The following is a 19,070-nucleotide window of genomic DNA, read 5'->3' on the forward strand; positions in this document are numbered from 1 at the left end:
TCGCCTTGGTTCATACGAAAGAACCAAGAATCGAAATCTTGGATGTACCATGCGGCTATGGCCACAATCTTCGACTTCAAACTGGATCGAACAGCCAAGACCTCGTTGGCTGAGCAGATTCGCATCGGGATTGCCGGCGCCATCGAGAGTGGCGTGCTGGCGCCGGGCGCCAGGCTGCCTTCGTGGCTCGACCTCGCGGCGCAGCTGGGTGTGGCAAGGGGCACGGTCAAGACGGCGTACGAGCGGCTGGCAGATGCGCAACTGATCGTCGCGTCCCGGCCCGGGGGGACCAGGGTGGCCGACCATCCCACAAGGATTCTGTCAGCGGAGCGGTCAAGGTCAGTCGAGACGGATCTGCAGTCAGACCTGTACCAGCATTTTCTTCCCGGGCCGGCGGTTTTCCAGATGGGGGTGCCGGCTTCCGATTGCTTTCCCGCGACCCTGATCGCGCGACTGCGCGCGCGTGCCGTGCGCGATGAAGTCGAAGCGCCCGCGGTCTATCCGGACCCCCGCGGCGAACACGAGCTCAGGCGAGAGATTGCCGCGCATCTGGCGCTCTCGCGAGGCATCGAATGTCGCGCCTCGCAGATTTTTATTACGGCAGGTTCTTCCGGGGCACTTGGCGTTACGTTGCAGGTATTGCGTGCGGAAGGGCGAACTGCGTGGGTTGAAAATCCGGGGTACCTGCCGAGCCGCAGGGCACTCGAGATCTCCCGGATTTCCACGGTCCCGATTCCCGTTGACGAAGACGGGATCGATGTTTCGTATGGGGAGCAGCATGCGCCGGAAGCCGCCCTGGCGCTGGTGACACCAGGCCAGCAGGCGCCATTGGGTCCGACTTTGTCGCTTTCACGCAGACTCCAGCTCATTGATTGGGCGAAACATGCGGACGCATGGATCATCGAGGACGACTACCTCGGCGAACTGCAACTGAGGCGCCGCGCCGCCCCAGCCCTGGCTTCACAGGATCAGTTCGGACGGGTGATCCATATCGGCTCGTTCAGCAAGACGATCAGCCCAACGTTGCGACTCGGCTTCGTGGTCGCGCCGCCAGCGCTGGTTCCGCGGTTCGATGAAGCCGTGGCCTGCCTTGCTCCCGCTCCCGGGCCCGCGGTGCAGACTGCTACAGTTGAATTCATGCGCGACGGTCATTTCCTGCGGCACCTGCGCAGAATGAAGCGAATCTATTCCTGCCGGAGCAATGCGCTGCTCGGCAACCTTGCATCCCGAGGCCTTCAGGCCTATCCCGCCGGGCTGGCGGTCGTACTTCGACTGCCAGATGGTGCCGACGATAAGGCTGTCGCTCGTGAAGCCTTTGCCTATGGTCTCGCTCCCGCTCCCCTTTCAGCATGGTATGGCGCTGCCGCGACGAAACGGTCGGGTCTTCTTCTCGGCGTCGCCACCGCCATCGAAACGCAGCAAGCGACGGCTTGTGCGCGCCTGCATCAGGTGATCAAGCGCTATGCCTGATTGCCTGGCGGCATCCTGGCTCTGCCGTCGCTCAGCGCGGCAGGCCGCTGTCGCCCTCGCCGAACAGCTCCAGCGCGGTCGCGCGCAGCCAGCGGTTGGCCGGATCGTCGTGCTGGCAGCGGTGCCAGTGCTGCTTGAGATCGAACGCCGGGATCGGGAACGGCGGTTTGAGCACCTGGATATCGGCGATGCGCGCGAACAGTTCGCCGACCGGCAGTGGCACCGTCACGATCAGGTCGGTCGAAGCGATCACCAGTGGGATGCTCAGGAAGTGCGGCGAGTGCAGCAACTCGCGCCGCTTGACGCCGTGCTGGCGTAGGTATTCCTCGACCAGTTCCTGGCTTCGGCTCTCGCTTTGAATCACCGCATGCGGCAGTCCGACGAATTGCCGCGCCGCGATGCGTCCGCGCGCCACCGGGTGGTTCTTGCGTGCGAGGAGACAAAGCCGTGCCGGAACAACCGCTGCTGGAATACGTCGGCGCCGCCGAGGTCCGGGAAATAGCCGATCGCCAGGTCCACCTTGCCTCGCTCGAGCCGATCCATGAGGTCCGCATGCCGTGCGGAAATCGTGCGGACGTCGATGTTCGGGGCATTCAGCATCAGTCGCGCGAGCAGACGCGGCAGGAGCGCCGCCTCGCCGACGTCAGACAGTGCCAGCGTAAAGGTCCTGCGCGCCTGGGCCGGATCGAAGCGAGGTGCGGTCAGCAGGTGCGTGCGTACCTGGGACAGCACACCCTGTACCACGATCGCCAGTTCCATCGCCCGGGGCGACGGCTGCATGCCGGTGCGCACCTTGAGGAATAACGGATCGCCGAGTTGCTCGCGCATGCGTTGCAGCGCGTGCGACATCGCCGGCTGGCTGACGCCCAGTTCCTCCGCCGCCCGGCCTTGCGGGCCTACCACGTCGACGCCCATGGACAAGTTCGCCGGGCGCATGCTCGGGGCGACCGGCGTGCTGGGCATGATCGGCAAGGCGGAGCGGGGGGCTGCCGCGGTGCGAGCGATCGTCGAGAGCGGCTGCGTCTATCTGGCCGCGACCGGTGGCGCTGCCTACCTGATCTCGAAGGCCGTCCGTTCGTCACGTGGGCTGGCGTTTGCCGATCTCGGCATGGAGGCCATCTACGAGTTCGAGGTGGAAGACCTTCCGGTGGTAGTCGCCGTGGATGCCAATGGTGGCAATGTCCATGAGCACGGCCCCAAGGCGTGGCGTATCGCAGCGGCCTGATGCGGTTCAGGCACGCTTGCGTGTTCTTGCCTGCGGGGGGTCGGTCTTGTCGCCGCGTCGGTTGGCTGCGCGATCGGTCAACCATTGGACCACCTGCGGACCGTAGCTGGCCGGTGCCTTGTCCATGGTGCGATGGACCAGGTCAGCCAGCGTGTGCTGCTTGAGTTCTGCACGCATGGCCCCTTCCGCCGACTGCATCACAGCGTGGATTGAGCAAACGCCGCGCGTCGCCCACGCCGGTGGACCGCTCTCGAATACCGCGCAGCGGCCACGGATCTCGCGGCAGTCAAACAAAGGCTTGTCGCCGTCGATGGCTACCACCACGTCGTGCACGGTAATGCGGTCAGCGGCGCGGGCCAGCCTGAACCCGCCCTTGATGCCTTCAGTCGCCACGACTAGTTCCGCCTTGGCCAGCTTGGTGAACAACTTGGCGAGGAACTCGTTTGGAATGCCCTGCAACTCGGCAAGGTCACGGACGCTGGCTTCATCCACTGCGGCCTGCGAACGCGTCAGGTACAGCAGGCAGTGCAGACCGTACTCAACTCCGGTGCTGATGTGGGACATTTGCGAACTCAGACTATTTATATCGTAGTTTCAAGCCTATACAAATCTGGCGCGGACCGCAAGGCTTCAGGCGATTAGATCACCATTGCTCGACGCTTCGATAGCCAGACATACGCCGTGTGGCCGAATGGACGGGGCGGCCGAGCTGGAGCTGGTGATGTGCAATCCACCCTGAACCCGGACCACGGGACTTGCCTGCAGTGCCTGCCAGCCCCACCGGCCGTCTTGAGAGCCATCAAGCCCCGCACCGCCTTGCGGCCTAGACTGGAACAAACGATTCCGAAGCGAGGGGCATCATGGCGTACAACAGCATCCTGGTCCATCTCGACGGGAACAAGCAGGCCATGCAGCGCCTGCACGTGGCCGGGCGTATCGCCGCCGCCAGCCAGTGCGCACTGATCGGCCTGCTCGCCGGGCGCGTGCCCGATCCCACCTGGTTCTACCGCATGGACAATGCCCAGCGCTGCCTGGCCGAAGACCAGGAGCGCCGCCGGCTGCAGCGCGAGAACATGCGCTGCGCGTTCGAGGCCGCCACCGCGGATCTGCCGCTCGCCTGCGAGTGGCGCACGGCCGACCGCGACCCGGTCATGCTGGCCCTGCGCGAAGCGCGCGAGGCCGGCCTGATCGTGTCCGGCCAGTATGATGCCGACAACGCCGAAGGCCCGGTCGCGCGGCAGTTGCTGGAGGCGCTTTTGCTCGAAACCGGCCGGCCCACGCTGGTGGTGCCCTGCGCCGGTGAGTTCGCCAGCGTCGGCACGCGCGTGCTGGTGGCATGGAACGGCAGCCGCGAGGCCGCGCGCGCGCTGCACGACGCGCTGCCGCTGCTGGCCGGCGCGCGGGTGCGCGTGCTGAGCGCGCATGCCGCGGCCAGGGAGCCGCGCCCCGATGCCACCCCGGTCAGCCACGCGGTGCGCGTGCTGGAACGGCAGGGCGCGACGGTGGAGGTGGAGCACGGCCCCGGCGGCGCCGACCTGGCCATCGGCGAGCTGATCCTGTCGCGCGCGGCGGACTTCGGTGCCGACCTGATCGTGATGGGCGCCTACGGGCACGGCCGGCTGCGCGAGCTGGTGCTCGCCGGCGTGACCAGGGTGGTATTGCAGTCGATGACGGTGCCGGTGCTGTTCTCGCACTGAGGGGGGCGGCGGCGGACCACATCTGATCCGCAAGAACCTGGATCACAGCTGCGACGCAAACTCCTCCAGCTGCGTAATGCAGGTATTCCAGCCCTCGTAGAAGCCCAGCTCCTCATGCTGCTTGCGCGTGGCCTCGTCCGGATGCATCACGCGGGCGATGTAGCGGGTGCCGTCACCTTCGTCAGCCATGGTGATGACTGCGGTCATGGACAGCCACGGCTTGCCCGGCCGGTAGCCCGCCACCAGCGCCGACGTGGAGACGATCTTCTCCATCGGTACGATCTCGAGGAAGCAGCCCGGGTTGTCGCTGGTGCCGCCGTCGGGGCCTTTCATGAAGGTATGGAATGCGCCGCCGGGCCGCATGTCGAAGGCGCGCACCTCGGTGGTCCAGGGTTTTGGGCACCACCATTCCTTGAGCAGCTGCGGATCGCTCCAGGCGCGCCAGACCTTGGCGCGCGGGGCCTTGATCAGGCGCGAAATCACCAGGTCCTGGCTCTCAGGGCTGGCGGCGTTTTGATTTGCTTCCGGGTTCGGCATCAGACAGTTCCTCCTGGTGGAGCGCTTCGACAAAGGCGGCCATGCGATCCGTCCTGGCTTCCCATAGCGCGCGTTGATCGGCCAGCCATTGCTGCGCGTCGGAAAGCGGCTGCGGTACCAGCTCGCAGGTGCGCACGCGCCCCGTCTTGCGCGAGCGGATCAGCCCGCTGCGCTCCAGCACCTGCAGGTGCTTCATGAACGAGGGCAGTGCCATCGCGAACGGGGCCGCCAGCGCCGAGACCGTTTCCGGCCCGCGCCCGAGCACGCTGACGATGGCACGGCGGGTCGGGTCCGCCAGCGCGTAGAACACGTCGGAGAGCGGGGAGACATCGACAGCCTGGGACACGTCAGGAAACTCGGCACGAATGGTTAGTCATGTGGCTAAGTATAGGGAGGGCGAACGAAGTTGCAAGGTGAAATGCAAAGCGCCCCGGAGGACCGGGGCGCTTTGCAGTGGAACGGCCTAGCGGGCAGGGCGGACGCTATTGCTGCCGCACGTATGCTGCCAGCGCCTGCAATTCCTCCGCCTTGAGCCCGGCAAACGGTGGCATCGGCACCGATCCCCACTTGCCGTTGCTGCCCGCGCGGATGCTCGCTTCCAGCTTCGCTTGCGCCTGCGCGTCGTTCTTGTAGCGGCTCGCGACCTCGTGATACGCCGGTCCGACCACCTTCTGCGTCACGCTGTGGCAGCTCAGGCAGGCGTTCTTCGCCAGCAGGCCTTGCACATCGACGGCGGTTGCGGCGGGCGTGGAAGCAGGGGCCGGCTTGCCTGCCTTCTGCGCGATGGCGACGATCTCGGGATCCTTCAGCTTTGCCGAGCCGTAAGCCACGGCCAGGTAGGCGCCCAGCTGCTCGACCTCGGCGTCGTCGATGGGCGCGCCATAGGCTTGCTGCATCTTTTTCATTTCGCCGGTCCACTGCGCCAGGCTCAGGCCGGGCGGCTGGTAGGAGACGTAGTCGGCCGAATGGCAGATCGCGCATTTCTGCATGGCGATGCCGTAGCCTGGCAGCTTGGCGGGTTTGAGCTTGACGGTCTCTGCCGGAAGCTTGATGTCCTGCGATGCCGCGCAAGCGCTGCCTGCACTGGCCAGCAAGGTGAGCGCCAGCAGCGCGGGGGCGATGGTTGCTTTCATGGCGCGCTCCTCAGGCGATGGTGACCGGCGTGGATTCGATGACGTTGCGGCGGTAGCCGGCTGGGTTCCAGTTGGCCTTGGCCTGCTGCACCTCGCCCTGGACGCTGGTGGCGCGCACCATCAAAACCGCCGGGCCCTTGCGCGCGAACTTCACCGGCAGTTGCCAGGGTCGGAACGAGAAGCGGCCCAGGTCCTGGCCCAGCGTGGCGGCCTGCCAGTTCTGCCCGCCGTCGACGGAAACCTCCACGGTACGGATGCCGGAGCCGCCGTCGAAGGCGATGCCTTTCAGTTCGACCGAGCGCCCCGCGGGCAGCACGCCGCCGGCGCCCACGCTGGTGATAAAGCTGCGCACCGCCAGCGTCGAGATCGGCCGCGTCTTGCTGGCGGGGGTGCCCGGCGCCACGCATTGGCAATCGTTGTCGGGTACGCGGTAGCCCTTGGTCATGAAGAAGGCGTCATGGCCTTCGAAGGGGTGGTCCAGCACCTCGATCTCGGACAGGTGCTTGATCCAGTAGGTGCCGAAGTAGCCCGGCACCACCAGCTTGAGCGGATAGCCATTGAGCAGCGGCAGGTCTTCGCCGTTCATGCCCCAGGCCAGCATCGGCTCGCCGTTCATCGCGTGCGCGATATCGAGCGACTTGCGGAAATCCGGCGTGCTCGGCAGCACCGGCGTATCGAGCCCGTTGAATGTGACCACCTTCGCGCCAGCCTTGACGCCCGCGTGTTCCAGCACCTTGCGCAGCGGCACGCCGGTCCAGCGCGCATTGCCCATCGCGCCGTTGGCCAGTTGCGCGCCGAACACGCGCGGCTCGGAGAAGCCGCGGCTGTTGCCCGAGCATTGGTTGACGGCGACTACCTCGACCGGCTCGGCCAGCTTCTTCAGCTCATCCAGCGACAGCCGCAAGGGCTTGCTGACATGGCCGCCGATCGTCAGGCGATAGCTGGCGAGATCCACCGACAGCGGGATATTGGCCAGGTGGTAGCGCACGAAGAAGGCGTCGTTGGCGGTGATCGGGCCTTCGTTGAAGGCGGCGAAGGGCGTCTCGAGGTGCGGCGGCCGGGTGCTGACGCGCAGCAGCGGCCGCTTGCCCGGATAGCGCACCAGCGGGCGCGGCCCGTCGGCCAGCGTGACGCCGTCGCCGGACTGCGCCGCCAGCGCGCCGAGCGGCGATGCGCCGAGCGCCAGCAGGCCCGCGTTGCGCACGAAGCGGCGGCGGGCGGGCAGCAGCAGGGGATGGTCGGCTGGGTTGTCGTTGTCTCGCATGGGGGCGTCTCCTTGGGCGCGACGGGTCGTGCGCGCTGCGTTGTGGCGGTTACTTTGCTGCGTACGCCTCAATTTGTGAAACGGGTTTTCCAGCTAGCGCTTATCGATTTTGTCGATATAGGGGAAGAATCCGCCATGGCGCCGGGCGGGGGGCGGTCTGGCGTGGAATCGGTCATTCGGGCCATGGGCGATGTTTCAGGGGGCTGCAACAGCGGCACTCGCATCGCCGTTGTCAACGGCGCGCGCCGTTGCCGGACGGCGCCGACGACAGTTCTTTCCAGTGCTCTCGCGTGAAGTCGTAGAGCGCTTCCAGCGCTGGCGACAGCGAGCGCGCCGCCATGCGCGCGATGCCATAGCGGCCGCAGCGGCGCGGGTCTGGCGGCATCGGCACTTCGGCCATCAGTCCGGCGGCGCGCTCCTGGCGCGTGATGGACAGCACGCCGAACAGCAGCGTGTCGGTCGCCAGCGTCACGCTGCGCAGCATGTCGAGGTTGTCGCAGTGCAGGGTGAAGAGCTTGTCCGGCGCGGCCCCGGGGCCCCACAGCTCGGCCAGCTGGCGGCTGACGACGGTGCTGAGCGTGGTGGTCGCGACCGGGTAGGCGCGGATCGCCTCGATATCGACGCGGCGCTTGCGCAGGATCGGATGGCCGGCGCGGCACACCAGGCCCGCGGGCAGTTCGCCCAGCGGTTCCAGGTCGATGTCGTCGGCCGCGCGCAGCACATAGGCGTCGCCGACGATGGCGTCGATGGTCTCGTTGCGCAGCGCCTCCAGCAGCGCGCTGGTGGCGCCGGTCTCGGTGCGCACCTTGATGCGCGGGTGCGCTTGCGCCATGTGGATCAGGAAAGGCGTCAGCAGCAGCGCTGCCGGCGCGGGCGCCACGCCGATCGCGATCGCGCCTTCCTCGCCGCCGCGAAGCAGGTCCAGGTCGCGACGCAACTGGCGCTCTTCCAGCCGCATGCGGCGCGCGCGGTCCGCCACCAGTTCGCCGAACACGGTCAGGCGCGCACGCCGGGCGCCGCGGTCGAACAGCTGCGCCTTCAGTTCGTCTTCAAGCGCGCGGATGCTGCGGCTCAGCGCGGGCTGGGTCAGGTGTACGGCGCGGGCCGCTTCGGAGAAGGTGCCGTGTTCGACCACGGCGAGCAGGTGCAGAAGTTTCTGGGTGTCCATGCAGGATCCCATGCGTGTTAGTTATGGGAGCGGTTCAACATTTGCATTTGAATCATACCTCAGCGCTCCCTATGATGACCGGAACACAAGAGCGCGGGCCGGTGACAGCACACACGGCGCCCGCCATCCACCGTCCATCGGAAATCGGAGAGACATCATGCTCAAGCTGTTTATCGGCCTCGGCCTGCCGTATATCGGCGTCATCGGGCTGCTGCCCTGGGTGGCGACCGTCGAGCGCTTCGTGCTCGGCGTGCCCTTTATCTACGCCTGGATCTTTGCCTGGTTCGTGCTGACCTCCGGCTGCATGCTGGCGTGCTGGCTGCTGTTCGACCGCCACGCCGCCGACGCGGCGCATGAAGCCTGAAGGGGAGACCAGCCATGACCACAGCGGTATTCCTCGGCTTTATCGTCTTCTCGCTCTACCTCGCCATCCGCTCGAAGAAGGGCCACGGCGCGCAGAGCGTGCATGACTTCTTCGTCGCGTCGCGGCAGTTCGGCGCCTACCTGGTGTTCTTCCTGGCGGCGGGCGAGATCTACAGCATCGGCACCATGGTGGGCTTTCCGGGCGGCATCTACGCCAAGGGGCCGACCTACGGGGTCTGGTTCCTCGGCTACATCCTGCTGGCGTATCCGCTTGGCTATTTCCTGGGCCCCAAGATCTGGCAGGCCGGCGCGCGCTACAACGCGATCACGCTGCCCGACCTGTTCAAGGGTCACTATGGCAGCCGCGCGCTGGAGTTGATCGTGGCGGGCTCGGCGATCCTGTTCCTGCTGCCCTGGGGCCAGCTGCAGTTCACCGGGCTGGTCGCGGCGCTCAAGGGGCTGGGATGGGAGTTCAAGCCGGTCTATCTGGTGATGATCTCCGCGGTGCTGGCCTTTACCTATATCGCCATCTCCGGCGTGCGCGCGTCGGCCTATATCGCCATCCTGAAGGACATCCTGATGGTGGTGGCGATCGTTGCGACCGGCGTCGCAGTCGGCTGGCAGGCCGGCGTGGGCGATGTGTTCCATGCCGCCAGCGTGCAGGTGAGCAACCAGATGAACGACACCCAGCTGCGCTTCTCGATGAGCACCATGCTGTTCCAGGCGCTGGGCTTCTACGTGATGCCGTTCGCGGTGCAGAACTTCTTTACCGCCAAGAGCGCCAATACCATCCGCCGCACGCAGGTGGCGATGCCGCTGTACATGCTGATGTACCCGTTCCTGGTGCTGGCGTCGTACTACGCGATCAGCCAGAACCTGCAGCTCGCCTCCCCGAACGAGGCCTTCTTCGCGGCGGCGGTGCGGCTGTTGCCGGACTGGCTGCTCGGACTGGTGACCGCCGGCGCGGCGCTGTCGGGGCTGCTGGTGCTGGCCGGCATCTGCCTCGCGATCGGTCCCATCGTCACGCGCAACCTGCTGCCCGGCATGCCTGAGGCGCGCCAGAAGCAGGGCGCCAAGGTGGTGATCGTGATCTACCTGGTGCTGTCGATCGCGATGACGCTGGCCACGCCCAACCTGATGCTGACACTGATCAACACCACCTACTACGGCGTGACGCAGTTCTTCCCCGGGGTGATGGTGATCCTGCTCTCGCTGAAGGTGCGGCCGCTGGCGATCGCGCTGGGCATTGTCAGCGGGCAGGTGCTGGCGTTTGTGCTCTATGTGCAGCAGGTGGATTTCGGCGGCATCAACCTCGGGCTGATCAGCCTTGGCGTCAACCTGCTGGTGACTGCGCTGGTCAATTACGCGCCGCGCCTGTCCCGGGTGCAGCCCGCCTGAACCCATGATTCATACGCAAGCCATGACTGATAACGACACGGCGCGCACGCAGGTATTCGTCGCGCGCAAGATCCTCACGATGGATGCCGCGCAACCGCAGGCGACGCATGTCGCGGTGCGCGATGGCGAGATCCTCGCCCTCGGCGGCCCGGCCGAGATGGCGCGGTGGCCGGACGCGGTGCAGACCGACACCTTCCGCGACAAGGTGCTGATGCCCGGGCTGGTGGAAGGCCACTGCCACCTGATGGAAGGCGCGATGTGGGATGCGGTCTACGTCGGCTACTTCGATCGCCGCGATCCGGACGGCAAGCTGTGGCGCGGCCTGCGCACGCTGGAGCAGGTGATCGAGCGGCTCGCGGGTGCCGCCGGCCGGCTGCAGGATCCGGACGTGCCGCTGTTGGCTTGGGGTTTCGACCCGATCTACTTCGGCACCGAGCGGCTGTCGGTGCGCGAACTCGACCGCGTCTCGGCCACCCGGCCCATCGTGGTGATGCATGCCAGCGTGCATCTGATGAACGTGAATTCGGCGATGCTGACGCTGGCGGGCATCGACGAGGATACCGATATCGACGGCGTGCACAAGGATGCGGACGGCAAGCCGACCGGGGAGTTGCAGGAGTTCGCGGCGATGTTCCCGGTGCAGCGCGTGATCGGACGCGGGCTGTCGCTGGCGGCCGCCGAGGATGCGGAGGCGGTGCGCCGCTTCGGCCGCGTGGCGCAGCTGGCCGGCGTGACCACGGCGACCGACCTGGTCAATGACTTGTCGCCGAAGGGGCTGGAGACGCTGCATGCGGTGACAGCGGATGACAGCTTCCCGCTGCGCATCGTGCCGGCGTTCGCGCCGCAGCGCAACGCGCAAGGTGGACCGGCGCGCGTGCGGGCGGCTGCCACGCAGGGTACCGACAAGCTGCATTTCGGCCCGGTCAAGTTCATCGTCGACGGCTCGATCCAGGGCTTTACCGCGCGCCTGCGCGCGCCGGGCTACGCGGGCGGCCAGCCCAACGGGCTATGGCTGATCCCGCCGGAGCAATTGCTGGACGCCTTCACGCCGTTCCACCTCGCCGGCCTGCCGCTGCATATCCACACCAATGGCGACGAGGCGACCGAAGTGGTGCTGGACGTGCTCGAAGCGCTGCTGGCCCGCCATCCGCGACGCGACCATCGCCATACGCTGCAGCACTGCCAGCTGGCCGACGCCGCACAGCTGGCGCGTGCGGCGCGGCTCGGACTGTGCATCAACTTCTTCTCTAACCACTTGTACTACTGGGGCGACGCGCATGCCGGGCAGACCGTCGGGCCGGCACGTGCCGCGCGGATGAATCCGGCCGGCACGGCGCGGCGTCTGGGTATCCCGTTCGCGATCCACTCCGATGCGCCGATCACGCCGCTGAACCCGCTCTTCACCGCGTGGTGCGCGGTGCAGCGCCAGACTGCCTCGGGCCGCATGCTCGGGGAGGCCGAGCGCGTGACGGTCGCGGACGCGTTGCATGCGATCACGCTGGGCGCCGCCTATACGCTGGGGCTCGACCACCGCATCGGCAGTATCGCGGCTGGCAAGCTGGCCGACTTTGCCGTGCTGGAAGACGATCCCACCGCCATCGGGCCCGATGGCCTGAAGGACGTGCGCGTGTGGGGCACTGTGTTAGGCGGGCGCGTGTTCGCCGCGCCATCGCGATGAAGGCGCCGCCTCCGATTCCGCTGGCGGTCGTCGGCGGCTACCTCGGCGCAGGCAAGACCACGCTGCTTAACCGGCTGCTGGCCAATGCGCAGGGGCGCCGTATCGCGGTACTGGTCAACGACTTCGGCGAAATCAATATCGACGCCGCGCTGATCCGCACGCGCAGCGACGACGTGATCCAGCTGGAGAACGGCTGCATCTGCTGCTCCATCGGCGGCCGGCTGGCCGAGGCGCTGATGGCCATTGCCGCGCGCGAACAGCGCCCGGAGCTGCTGGTGATCGAGGCCAGCGGCGTCTCCGACCCACAGCGCATCGCACAGGTCGGGCTGCTCGATCCGGCGTTCCGGCTCAATGCGGTGGTGGTGGCGGTCGATGTGACTGGCGTCGATGGCAGCCTGGGCGACCCGCTGGTGGGCGAGATGGTGCGGCGGCAGATCGCCGGGGCTTCGGTGGTGGTGTTGACCAAGGCGGACCTGGGCGATGCCGCCGCGGTTGCGGCGGCCGCCGACAGCGTCGGCGGCATTGCGCCGCGCGCGGCGGTGCTGATGGCGCGGGCAGGGGAGGTGCCACTGTCGGTCTTTGTCGACGCCGCCGCAATGCCGCAACCGCATGGCGCGGCGATGCTGGTGGCGGGATCGCGCTGGCAGCGCGCCGTCGACCCCGTAATACATGAAGGCATCCGCAGTGTCTCGTACCGGACCCGCCGTCGCTTCGACAAGGCACGCCTGCGGCAGGCGCTGGCTACGCTGCCTGTGCGCCTGCTGCGCGCCAAGGGCATCGTCACGCTGGCTGCCGACCCGCGGCTGCATGAGGTGCATGTCGTCGCCGGCCGCATGCGGCTGAGTCCGATTGCGCAAGGAGGGACTGGCGAGTCCGCGCTGGTCTTTATCGGCGCTTTCGAAGCGGCTGATGAAGACCGCCTGCGCGCCTGCCTCGATGTCGCACTGGCCTGAGTTGCCTTGGTGGTGGCCGGTCAGGTATGAAATTCCTCCGAGGCCGCGCGCGGCGTCGCTTCGCCTTCCCACCCGCCACGCTCGAACTCCGCGATCACCTGCGCACCCAGCAGCAGCAACGTCGCCGCGATCTCCAGGCTCAGCAAAACCACGATCGCAGTGGTCAGCGACCCATAGACCCGGCCGACCTGCGACAGCGTGGTGAAGTACCACACCAGCACATGGCGGGAGATTTCCCATAGCACGGCCGCAATCACCGCGCCGCACAAGGCATGCCGCAGCGACAGCCGGCCCACCGGCATGACCAAATAGATCGACGTCAGCAGCAGGATTTCGCCGAGAAAGCCGAGCAGGTAGAGCAGGGTGGTGGAAAGCCGGTCGAGCGACCACTCGTGACCGAGCACGGCCACATGCCGCTCGCCGATGGCCAGCAGCGCGCCGGAGACCACGCTGACCAGCAGCAGGCCCACGCTGAGCACGACGATATAGCAATAGGGCAACACGGCGGAGACCAGGAAATGCCGCCGCCGGATTGCCACGCGGTGCTCAAAGACCACCGACATGGCGTTCTCCAGCACGGTAAAGGCCAGCGAGCTGAAGAACAGCATGGTGCCCAGCAGCACCCACCCCACCGTGCCCCGGTTGCGCATGAACGCGGCCAGCTCGTTCACCAGCGCACGCGACTGCCCCGGCACCACCCACTCGAGGTAGCGCGCCAGCGTGGACAGCAGCAGGTCAGGGTTCACCACATGCGACAGCGCGATCACCATCAGGATCAGCATCGGCACGATTGACAGCAGCGCATAGTAGGCCACCGCCCCGGCCAGCAACAGGCCCTGGTTGGCGCGGAATTGCCTGAGCGTGTGCCAGGCAAAGCGCCCTGGGTGGCGGAGCAGGTCGCGGACGCGGGGGTCGAGCAGCTGCATGGAGGGCGTCGGAGAGGGCAGGTGTCGACATTATGCGGCGACGAGGGGTGTCGGCGGTGTCGGGTTAGCTGGTGTGCCTTATTCGGCATACAAAGATTAATCGTCTTGAGGATCGCATCTCTCGATCGATTGCCCAGCGCAAGGGCGCGGTTGTCCTGCGCTCCGACCTCGTCAATATGGGAAGCACCGCGCAGGTGGGGCGAGTACTGTCTCGCCTCATCGACAAAGGCAAGCTGATCCGCGTCAGCAAGGGCGCCTTTGCAAAAACCTGCATCAACAAGTTCACCGGGCAACCCATGCCCGACGGAACGCTCGAGGAAATCGGGGCCGAGCTCTTCCACAAGCTCGGCATCGAACTCATGCCGAGCCGGCTTGTGGCCGAGTACAACAGCGGCAGGAGCACCCAGGTGCCAGTAACATCGGTAGCCAATACCGGCCGCCGGCGCATCAGCCGGAAGGTGACTGTCGGCACTCGCTCGGTGATCTATGAAAACTATATCGAACGCGGTCAGGGCTGACATTCTCGATGCGACGCGAGGATTTCGCGCTGCAGTTGACGCCCCTTCTCTTCGCCACCGAAAAGCCCGACTTCCACACCTGTTTCACTGCGTTCCATGCGATTGCAAGGCGCTTGCTCGAGCGCCTTCTCCACTAGCCTGAGCCCTGCCCCAACCAATCGGCAGCCATTCCACAAGGTTATGGCGCTATTCCCAATGCATCGTTGTGGTCATGGCCCGCGTCCTTCAACATGGCGCCCGCGGCCTGCAGCACGCGGGCTTGCATTCCAGGAAAACGAGGCGACGCAACTTGCGTGGCACCAGCCTCGATAAAAGAGGAGGCAACATGCGAGCGCATTCGCCATCGCGCAGGACGGGATTCGGGCGCAGCCGCGCCTGGCTGGCAGCGGCGCTGCTGTTGCTGCCGACAGGCGCATCGCTGGCGCAGCAGGGCGGGCAGCCATCGGCCGTAGCCAATGATGGCGTCATGCAAGGCTTTCCGCCGCCGCCGGACAAGCAAGTCAGCCGCGGCAACGGCCTGCGCCCGCCATACATGCGCTGGGCGTTCCGGCATGCGCGCGAGATGTCGCCCACCGCCGGCATCCGCCACGCGAGCCAGCCGTTGGCACTGGCGGGCGAGCAGGGCACGGGGCTGGATGGTACGACGTTCACCGTTGCGGGCAATACCGTCCGGCTGGCGGACTACCTGCACGACACGCATACCGACGGCTTTATCGTGCTGCACCAGGGCAAGGTCGTGTACGAGCGCTACTTCGCGGGCTTCGGCCCGTACCAGCCGCATATCTGGGCCTCGATGACCAAGTCCGTAACCGGCCTGCTGGCCGTGCTGGTCGAGGAGCGCAAGCTCGACCCGCAGGCGCGGCTGGCGCAGTACGTGCCCGAACTGGCCGGGAACCCGTTCGGCGAGGCCACCGTGCAGCAGAACCTGGACATGGAAGTGCCGGTGGGCTACCCGGAAGCGTTGCCGCCGGACCTGAGCCTGTTCGGCGCGGTTGGCATCGTGCCGCGCAAGCCGGATGCGCCTGACAACATCTATGACTTCCTCAAGGTCGTCCACGGCACCTGTGTCAGCGCGGAAGGCGGGGTCTGGTACTACCAGAACGGCTCGCCGGAAGCGGTGGCGTGGGCACTGCGCCGCATCACCGGCAAAAGCTGGGCGCAGCTGGTTACCGAGCGCCTGTGGTCGCGCTTTGCCGAGGACGATGCCTATACGCACGTGGACCGCCTCGGCACCGAGATGGCCAGTGGCGGCCTGAACTCCACACTGCGCGACGCCGCGCGCTTTGCCGAGGCGGTGCGCCGCGCGACGTCGGGCGACGCCTCGGGTGGGATCTCGCCGGCAGCGGTGCGCATCGCGCTGCAGCCTGCCGGCAACCAGGCCCGCTTTGCGCGCGGCAACACCATGCCTGGCCGCGATGGCTATGGGTATCGCAACTACTGGTTCCAGCGCAATGACGGCCACGGCAGCATCGAGGCCAGCGGGCGCTTCGGGCAAAAGATCTACATCAATCCGGCCAAGGCGCTGACGGTGGTGAAGTTCTCCGCCAGCCCGGACGGCGCCGCGCGTGCGACCAGCGCCGCCGGCGTGCGCAAGCGCGACGATCCGTCGCGCGCGCTGGAGTCAGCCGAAGCCATGGTGGCCGCGGCGCTGGCGATCCACCGCGCGGTCAGCCGCTGAGCCAGCCGGCAGCGTTGGCCAGGCAACAAACCACAACGATAGTTACTTCTTCCGCAGCGGCCACTGCAGCATGACGGCGGTAGCCGTCGGCATCCGCCACCGCTTCCGAGCATCGCGTCGCGTCTATGCTATGCCGGAAACTCGGCCGGGGTTTGCTGCGCCCCGGCCGCCCGCCGCAAGCACTCCAGCATCGCCACCACCGCCGCGCGCGACAGCCCGTCCTCGCGCCAGTACATCGACACCGAGCCAAAGCCAGCCAGCCGCAGCGGCACGATGCGCAGCGCGCCTAATTCCTCCAGCCGGCGCGCGGTGCGGTGCGAGGCCAGGCCGATCATGTCGCTGTTGTTGAACAGCGTGAGATTCAGGATGGTGGAATTGCTTTCCACGCAGTCGGCAGGCAGCGCGCGTTCGGCGCTGACCAGCGCGCCTTCCAGCGCATTGCGGATCGGCGTACCGCGCGGCCATACCACCCAGCGGTAGCGGTACAGGTCGTCCCAGCCGATGCGCCCACCCTGCAGCAACGGATGGCGCGGCCGCGCGACAAAGTGGATCGGCTCCATGTAGAGCGATTCCGTGCGCATATGCGCGTCCTGCAACTCCGGTGCGGAGCGGCCCACCACGATATCAAGCTCGCTGCGCGACAGCTGGTTCATCAGCCGGTCCATGGTGGTTTCCACCAGCCGCACGCTGGCGCGCGGCATCTGCTGCAGCAGTTGCAGGGAGGCCAACGGCACCGTGTCGGCCGCCGAGGCCCCGGACGTGCCCACCACCACCAGCCCGCTGCCGCCGTCGCGCATGGCCTGCAGGTCGTCGCGTGCGGAATCGAGCTGCGCCTCGATCCGGCGCGCGTGCTCGATCAGCGACTCCCCGTAGGGTGTGGGCCGCAGCCCACGCGCCTGGCGCTCGAACAGTGGCAGCCCGATATCGTCCTCCAGGTCCTTCAGCCATTTGGAAAGGCCCGGCTGGGTCGTGTTCAGCATGGCCGCCGACTGGCTCATATTGCCGGTCTCGGCCAGGCTCAGCAGCATCTGCAGGTTGCGCAGCCGCAATCTCTGGGTCCAGTCCATGGGGCTACCTATATAAAAAATCGTATCGATAAGATGAAAAGTTCATTTCAAATCTTATAGGGCGGCGCGTATAACGACAACAAGACGGTGCGAGCGATGACGACGCACCCACAAAAGCGCTCCCAAAGCCCTGCACAAAGTTACGGAGACAGCATGTCCGAACACACCCCTGATCCGGCCCGCGTGGCCTATTACGAACACATTGGCCGCAGCCACATGACCCCGTTGTGGGAGTCGCTGCATGCGCTGGTGCCGCCGCAACCCCGCCCGCAGATCGTTCCCGCCATCTGGAAGTACGCTCAGGTCCGCCCGCTGGTGATGCAGGCGGGCAGCGTCATCAGCGCCGAGGAAGCCGTACGCCGCGTGCTGGTGCTGGAGAACCCCGGCATCCCCGGCAAGTCGAGCATCACCTCCACGCTCTACGCTGGCCTGCAGCTGATCCTGCCGGGCGAGGTAGCGCCCAGCCACCGCCATACGCAGTCGGCGCTGCGCTTTATCGTCGAAGGCAAGGGCGCCTGGACCGCGGTCAACGGTGAGCGCACCACCATGCATCCCGGCGACTTCATCATCACGCCGTCGTGGACCTGGCATGACCATGGCAACCCGGCCGTCGAGGACGGCGGCGAGCCGGTGGTGTGGCTCGACGGGCTGGATATCCCGCTGGTGCAGCAGTTCGATGCCGGGTTTGCCGAGAACTACCCGGAAGCCCAGCAGCCCGTCACCCGCGCCGAGGGCGACAGCTTTGCCCGCTTCGGCCACAACATGGTGCCGGTGCGGCATCGCGTGACCGATCCCACTTCGCCGATCTTCAGCTACCCGTACGAGCGCTCGCGCGAGGCGCTGGACCAGCTCTACCGCAACGGCGAGCTCGATGCCTGGGACGGCGTCAAGCTGCGCTATATCAACCCGGCCACCGGCGGCTGGCCGATGCCGACCATCGCCACCTTCATGCAGTACCTGCCGGCGGGCTTCCAGGGCAAGACCTACCGCAGCACCGACGCCACCGTCTACAGCGTGGTGGAAGGGCGCGGCACGGTGCGCATCGGTGACGACCAGTTCCAGTTCGAGCCGCGCGATATTTTCGTGGCCCCGTCGTGGGCGCCGGTGCAGCTGGGCGCGCTGGAAGACGCGGTGCTGTTCAGCTATTCCGACCGGCCCGTGCTGTCCGCGATGAACCTGCTGCGCGAAGCGCGCACTTGAGCGTCCCGCAACCCTGATCCGATTCTGGCCCGGGCGGTGCCTGCGCGCACCGCCGGAGCCCCCCGCTTACCTGACGATTTCCGGAAACTCCGAACCATGTCCTACGTCTTCACGCCCCCCGCCACCGTTTCCATCCCCGTTGCCGGCAGCGACGACCAGTTCGCCGTGCGCCGCGTCTACTGCGTCGGCCGGAACTACGCCGCCCATGCCCGCGAGATGGGCTTCGATCCCGACCGCGAGCCGCCGTTCTTCTTCTGCAAGCCGGCTGACGCGATCGTCCCGGTGCAGGCAGGCACCACGCTGGACCTGCCGTATCCGGCGCAGACGCAGAACTACCACTACGAGGCCGAGCTGGTGGCAGTCATCGGCAAGGCCGGCTCGGATATCCCGGTCGAACAGGCACTCGAACACGTCTGGGGCTATGCCGTCGGCCTCGACATGACCCGCCGCGACCTGCAGATGAAGATGCGCGAAATGGGCCGCCCCTGGGAAATCGGCAAGGCCTTCGATGCCTCGGCGCCGGTCGCTCCGATCCACCGCGCCAGCGAGATCGGCCACCCGCAACAGGCCGGCATCTGGCTGACCGTCAATGGCGAGACCCGGCAACGCAGCGACGTATCGCACCTGATCTGGTCGGTGGCTGAGACGGTGGCCTACCTATCGCAGTTCTTCCGCCTAGAACCGGGCGATGTGATCTTCACCGGCACGCCGGAAGGCGTGGGCGCTGTCAAGGCAGGCGAGACCATGGTCACGGGCGTGGATGGCCTCGGCGAGCTGACCGTGCGCGTGGTCTGA

At 66.8% G+C, this 19,070-nt stretch carries 18 protein-coding genes and 2 pseudogenes; 11 read left to right on the plus strand and 9 right to left on the minus strand.

The window, feature by feature from the left end:
- The first annotated feature begins 57 nt into the window (after positions 1-57).
- Positions 58-1,470: a PLP-dependent aminotransferase family protein gene (locus K307_RS10350; RefSeq protein ID WP_042881767.1), complete on the plus strand. Its 1,413-nt coding sequence runs from the start codon at positions 58-60 to the stop codon at positions 1,468-1,470.
- Positions 1,471-1,501: 31 nt separating this feature from the next.
- Here K307_RS10350 and K307_RS51025 read toward each other — a convergent pair.
- Positions 1,502-2,433, minus strand: a pseudogene (locus K307_RS51025) (LysR family transcriptional regulator).
- On the opposite strand from K307_RS51025, the pseudogene K307_RS10360 reads away from it, so the two are divergent.
- A pseudogene (locus tag K307_RS10360) lies at positions 2,357-2,695 on the plus strand (fumarate hydratase C-terminal domain-containing protein); the annotation flags it as partial. The pseudogenes K307_RS51025 and K307_RS10360 sit on opposite strands and share 77 nt — an antisense overlap.
- A gap of 6 nt (positions 2,696-2,701) precedes the next feature.
- Here K307_RS10360 and K307_RS10365 read toward each other — a convergent pair.
- A complete protein-coding gene (locus K307_RS10365) occupies positions 2,702-3,259 on the minus strand; it encodes an RrF2 family transcriptional regulator (RefSeq protein WP_042877993.1) in 558 nt (185 codons plus the stop codon).
- Between the two features lie 296 nt (positions 3,260-3,555).
- Between K307_RS10365 and K307_RS10370 the strand changes: the two genes are divergently transcribed.
- On the plus strand, positions 3,556-4,392 hold the full coding sequence (locus K307_RS10370) for a universal stress protein (RefSeq protein ID WP_042877995.1): 837 nt from the start codon (positions 3,556-3,558) through the stop codon (positions 4,390-4,392).
- A gap of 42 nt (positions 4,393-4,434) precedes the next feature.
- Here K307_RS10370 and K307_RS10375 read toward each other — a convergent pair whose 3' ends face one another.
- The 5 genes from K307_RS10375 to K307_RS10395 form a co-directional block, all read right to left on the minus strand.
- Positions 4,435-4,929, minus strand: coding sequence for an SRPBCC family protein (locus tag K307_RS10375; protein WP_042877997.1), 495 nt, complete (start codon positions 4,927-4,929; stop codon positions 4,435-4,437).
- Entirely contained in the window at positions 4,889-5,275 is a 387-nt protein-coding gene (locus K307_RS10380; RefSeq protein ID WP_042877998.1) for an ArsR/SmtB family transcription factor, read from the minus strand. The genes K307_RS10375 and K307_RS10380 overlap by 41 nt, the downstream gene beginning before the upstream one ends.
- 136 nt (positions 5,276-5,411) lie before the next feature.
- Positions 5,412-6,062, minus strand: coding sequence for a c-type cytochrome (locus K307_RS10385; protein WP_042878000.1), 651 nt, complete (start codon positions 6,060-6,062; stop codon positions 5,412-5,414).
- Positions 6,063-6,072: 10 nt separating this feature from the next.
- Positions 6,073-7,326: a molybdopterin-dependent oxidoreductase gene (locus tag K307_RS10390; protein WP_042878002.1), complete on the minus strand. Its 1,254-nt coding sequence runs from the start codon at positions 7,324-7,326 to the stop codon at positions 6,073-6,075.
- A 232-nt stretch (positions 7,327-7,558) separates the two neighbouring features.
- A complete protein-coding gene (locus K307_RS10395; protein ID WP_042878003.1) occupies positions 7,559-8,494 on the minus strand; it encodes a LysR family transcriptional regulator in 936 nt (311 codons plus the stop codon).
- Positions 8,495-8,651: 157 nt separating this feature from the next.
- Between K307_RS10395 and K307_RS10400 the strand changes: the two genes are divergently transcribed.
- The 4 genes from K307_RS10400 to K307_RS10415 are packed head-to-tail and all read left to right on the plus strand — an operon-like array spanning position 8,652 to position 12,886.
- Positions 8,652-8,858 (plus strand): DUF3311 domain-containing protein, encoded by a 207-nt coding sequence (locus K307_RS10400; RefSeq protein WP_042878006.1) that lies wholly within the window; start codon positions 8,652-8,654, stop codon positions 8,856-8,858.
- Positions 8,859-8,872: 14 nt separating this feature from the next.
- Positions 8,873-10,255, plus strand: a complete 1,383-nt coding sequence (locus K307_RS10405; protein ID WP_042878008.1) for a sodium:solute symporter family protein — start codon at positions 8,873-8,875, stop codon at positions 10,253-10,255.
- 22 nt (positions 10,256-10,277) lie between these two features.
- On the plus strand, positions 10,278-11,933 hold the full coding sequence (locus tag K307_RS10410) for an amidohydrolase (protein ID WP_042881771.1): 1,656 nt from the start codon (positions 10,278-10,280) through the stop codon (positions 11,931-11,933).
- Positions 11,930-12,886 (plus strand): CobW family GTP-binding protein, encoded by a 957-nt coding sequence (locus K307_RS10415; protein ID WP_042878010.1) that lies wholly within the window; start codon positions 11,930-11,932, stop codon positions 12,884-12,886. Before K307_RS10410 ends, K307_RS10415 begins: the two co-directional genes overlap by 4 nt.
- Positions 12,887-12,906: 20 nt before the next feature.
- On the opposite strand, the gene K307_RS10420 is transcribed toward K307_RS10415, so the two are convergent.
- A complete protein-coding gene (locus K307_RS10420; RefSeq protein WP_042878012.1) occupies positions 12,907-13,812 on the minus strand; it encodes a YihY/virulence factor BrkB family protein in 906 nt (301 codons plus the stop codon).
- Positions 13,813-13,883: 71 nt separating this feature from the next.
- Between K307_RS10420 and K307_RS10425 the strand changes: the two genes are divergently transcribed.
- Positions 13,884-14,330 carry a DUF6088 family protein gene (locus K307_RS10425; protein ID WP_268989190.1) on the plus strand — a complete coding sequence of 149 codons (447 nt, stop codon included), beginning with the start codon at positions 13,884-13,886 and terminating at the stop codon, positions 14,328-14,330.
- A gap of 325 nt (positions 14,331-14,655) precedes the next feature.
- Positions 14,656-16,008, plus strand: coding sequence for a serine hydrolase domain-containing protein (locus K307_RS10430; RefSeq protein ID WP_042878014.1), 1,353 nt, complete (start codon positions 14,656-14,658; stop codon positions 16,006-16,008).
- A 128-nt stretch (positions 16,009-16,136) separates the two neighbouring features.
- Here the strand turns inward: K307_RS10430 and K307_RS10435 are convergent, their stop codons facing one another.
- Positions 16,137-17,075 carry a LysR family transcriptional regulator gene (locus K307_RS10435; protein ID WP_042878016.1) on the minus strand — a complete coding sequence of 313 codons (939 nt, stop codon included), beginning with the start codon at positions 17,073-17,075 and terminating at the stop codon, positions 16,137-16,139.
- 153 nt (positions 17,076-17,228) lie between these two features.
- Here K307_RS10435 and gtdA point away from each other — a divergent pair, with 153 nt between their 5' ends.
- Together gtdA and K307_RS10445 are read left to right on the plus strand one after the other, a co-directional pair.
- Positions 17,229-18,275, plus strand: coding sequence for a gentisate 1,2-dioxygenase (gene gtdA, locus K307_RS10440; RefSeq protein WP_042878019.1), 1,047 nt, complete (start codon positions 17,229-17,231; stop codon positions 18,273-18,275).
- A 96-nt stretch (positions 18,276-18,371) separates the two neighbouring features.
- Positions 18,372-19,070 (plus strand): fumarylacetoacetate hydrolase family protein, encoded by a 699-nt coding sequence (locus K307_RS10445; RefSeq protein ID WP_042878020.1) that lies wholly within the window; start codon positions 18,372-18,374, stop codon positions 19,068-19,070.

It is taken from the genome of Cupriavidus necator A5-1 (genome assembly GCF_000744095.1).
GTDB lineage: Bacteria > Pseudomonadota > Gammaproteobacteria > Burkholderiales > Burkholderiaceae > Cupriavidus > Cupriavidus necator_A.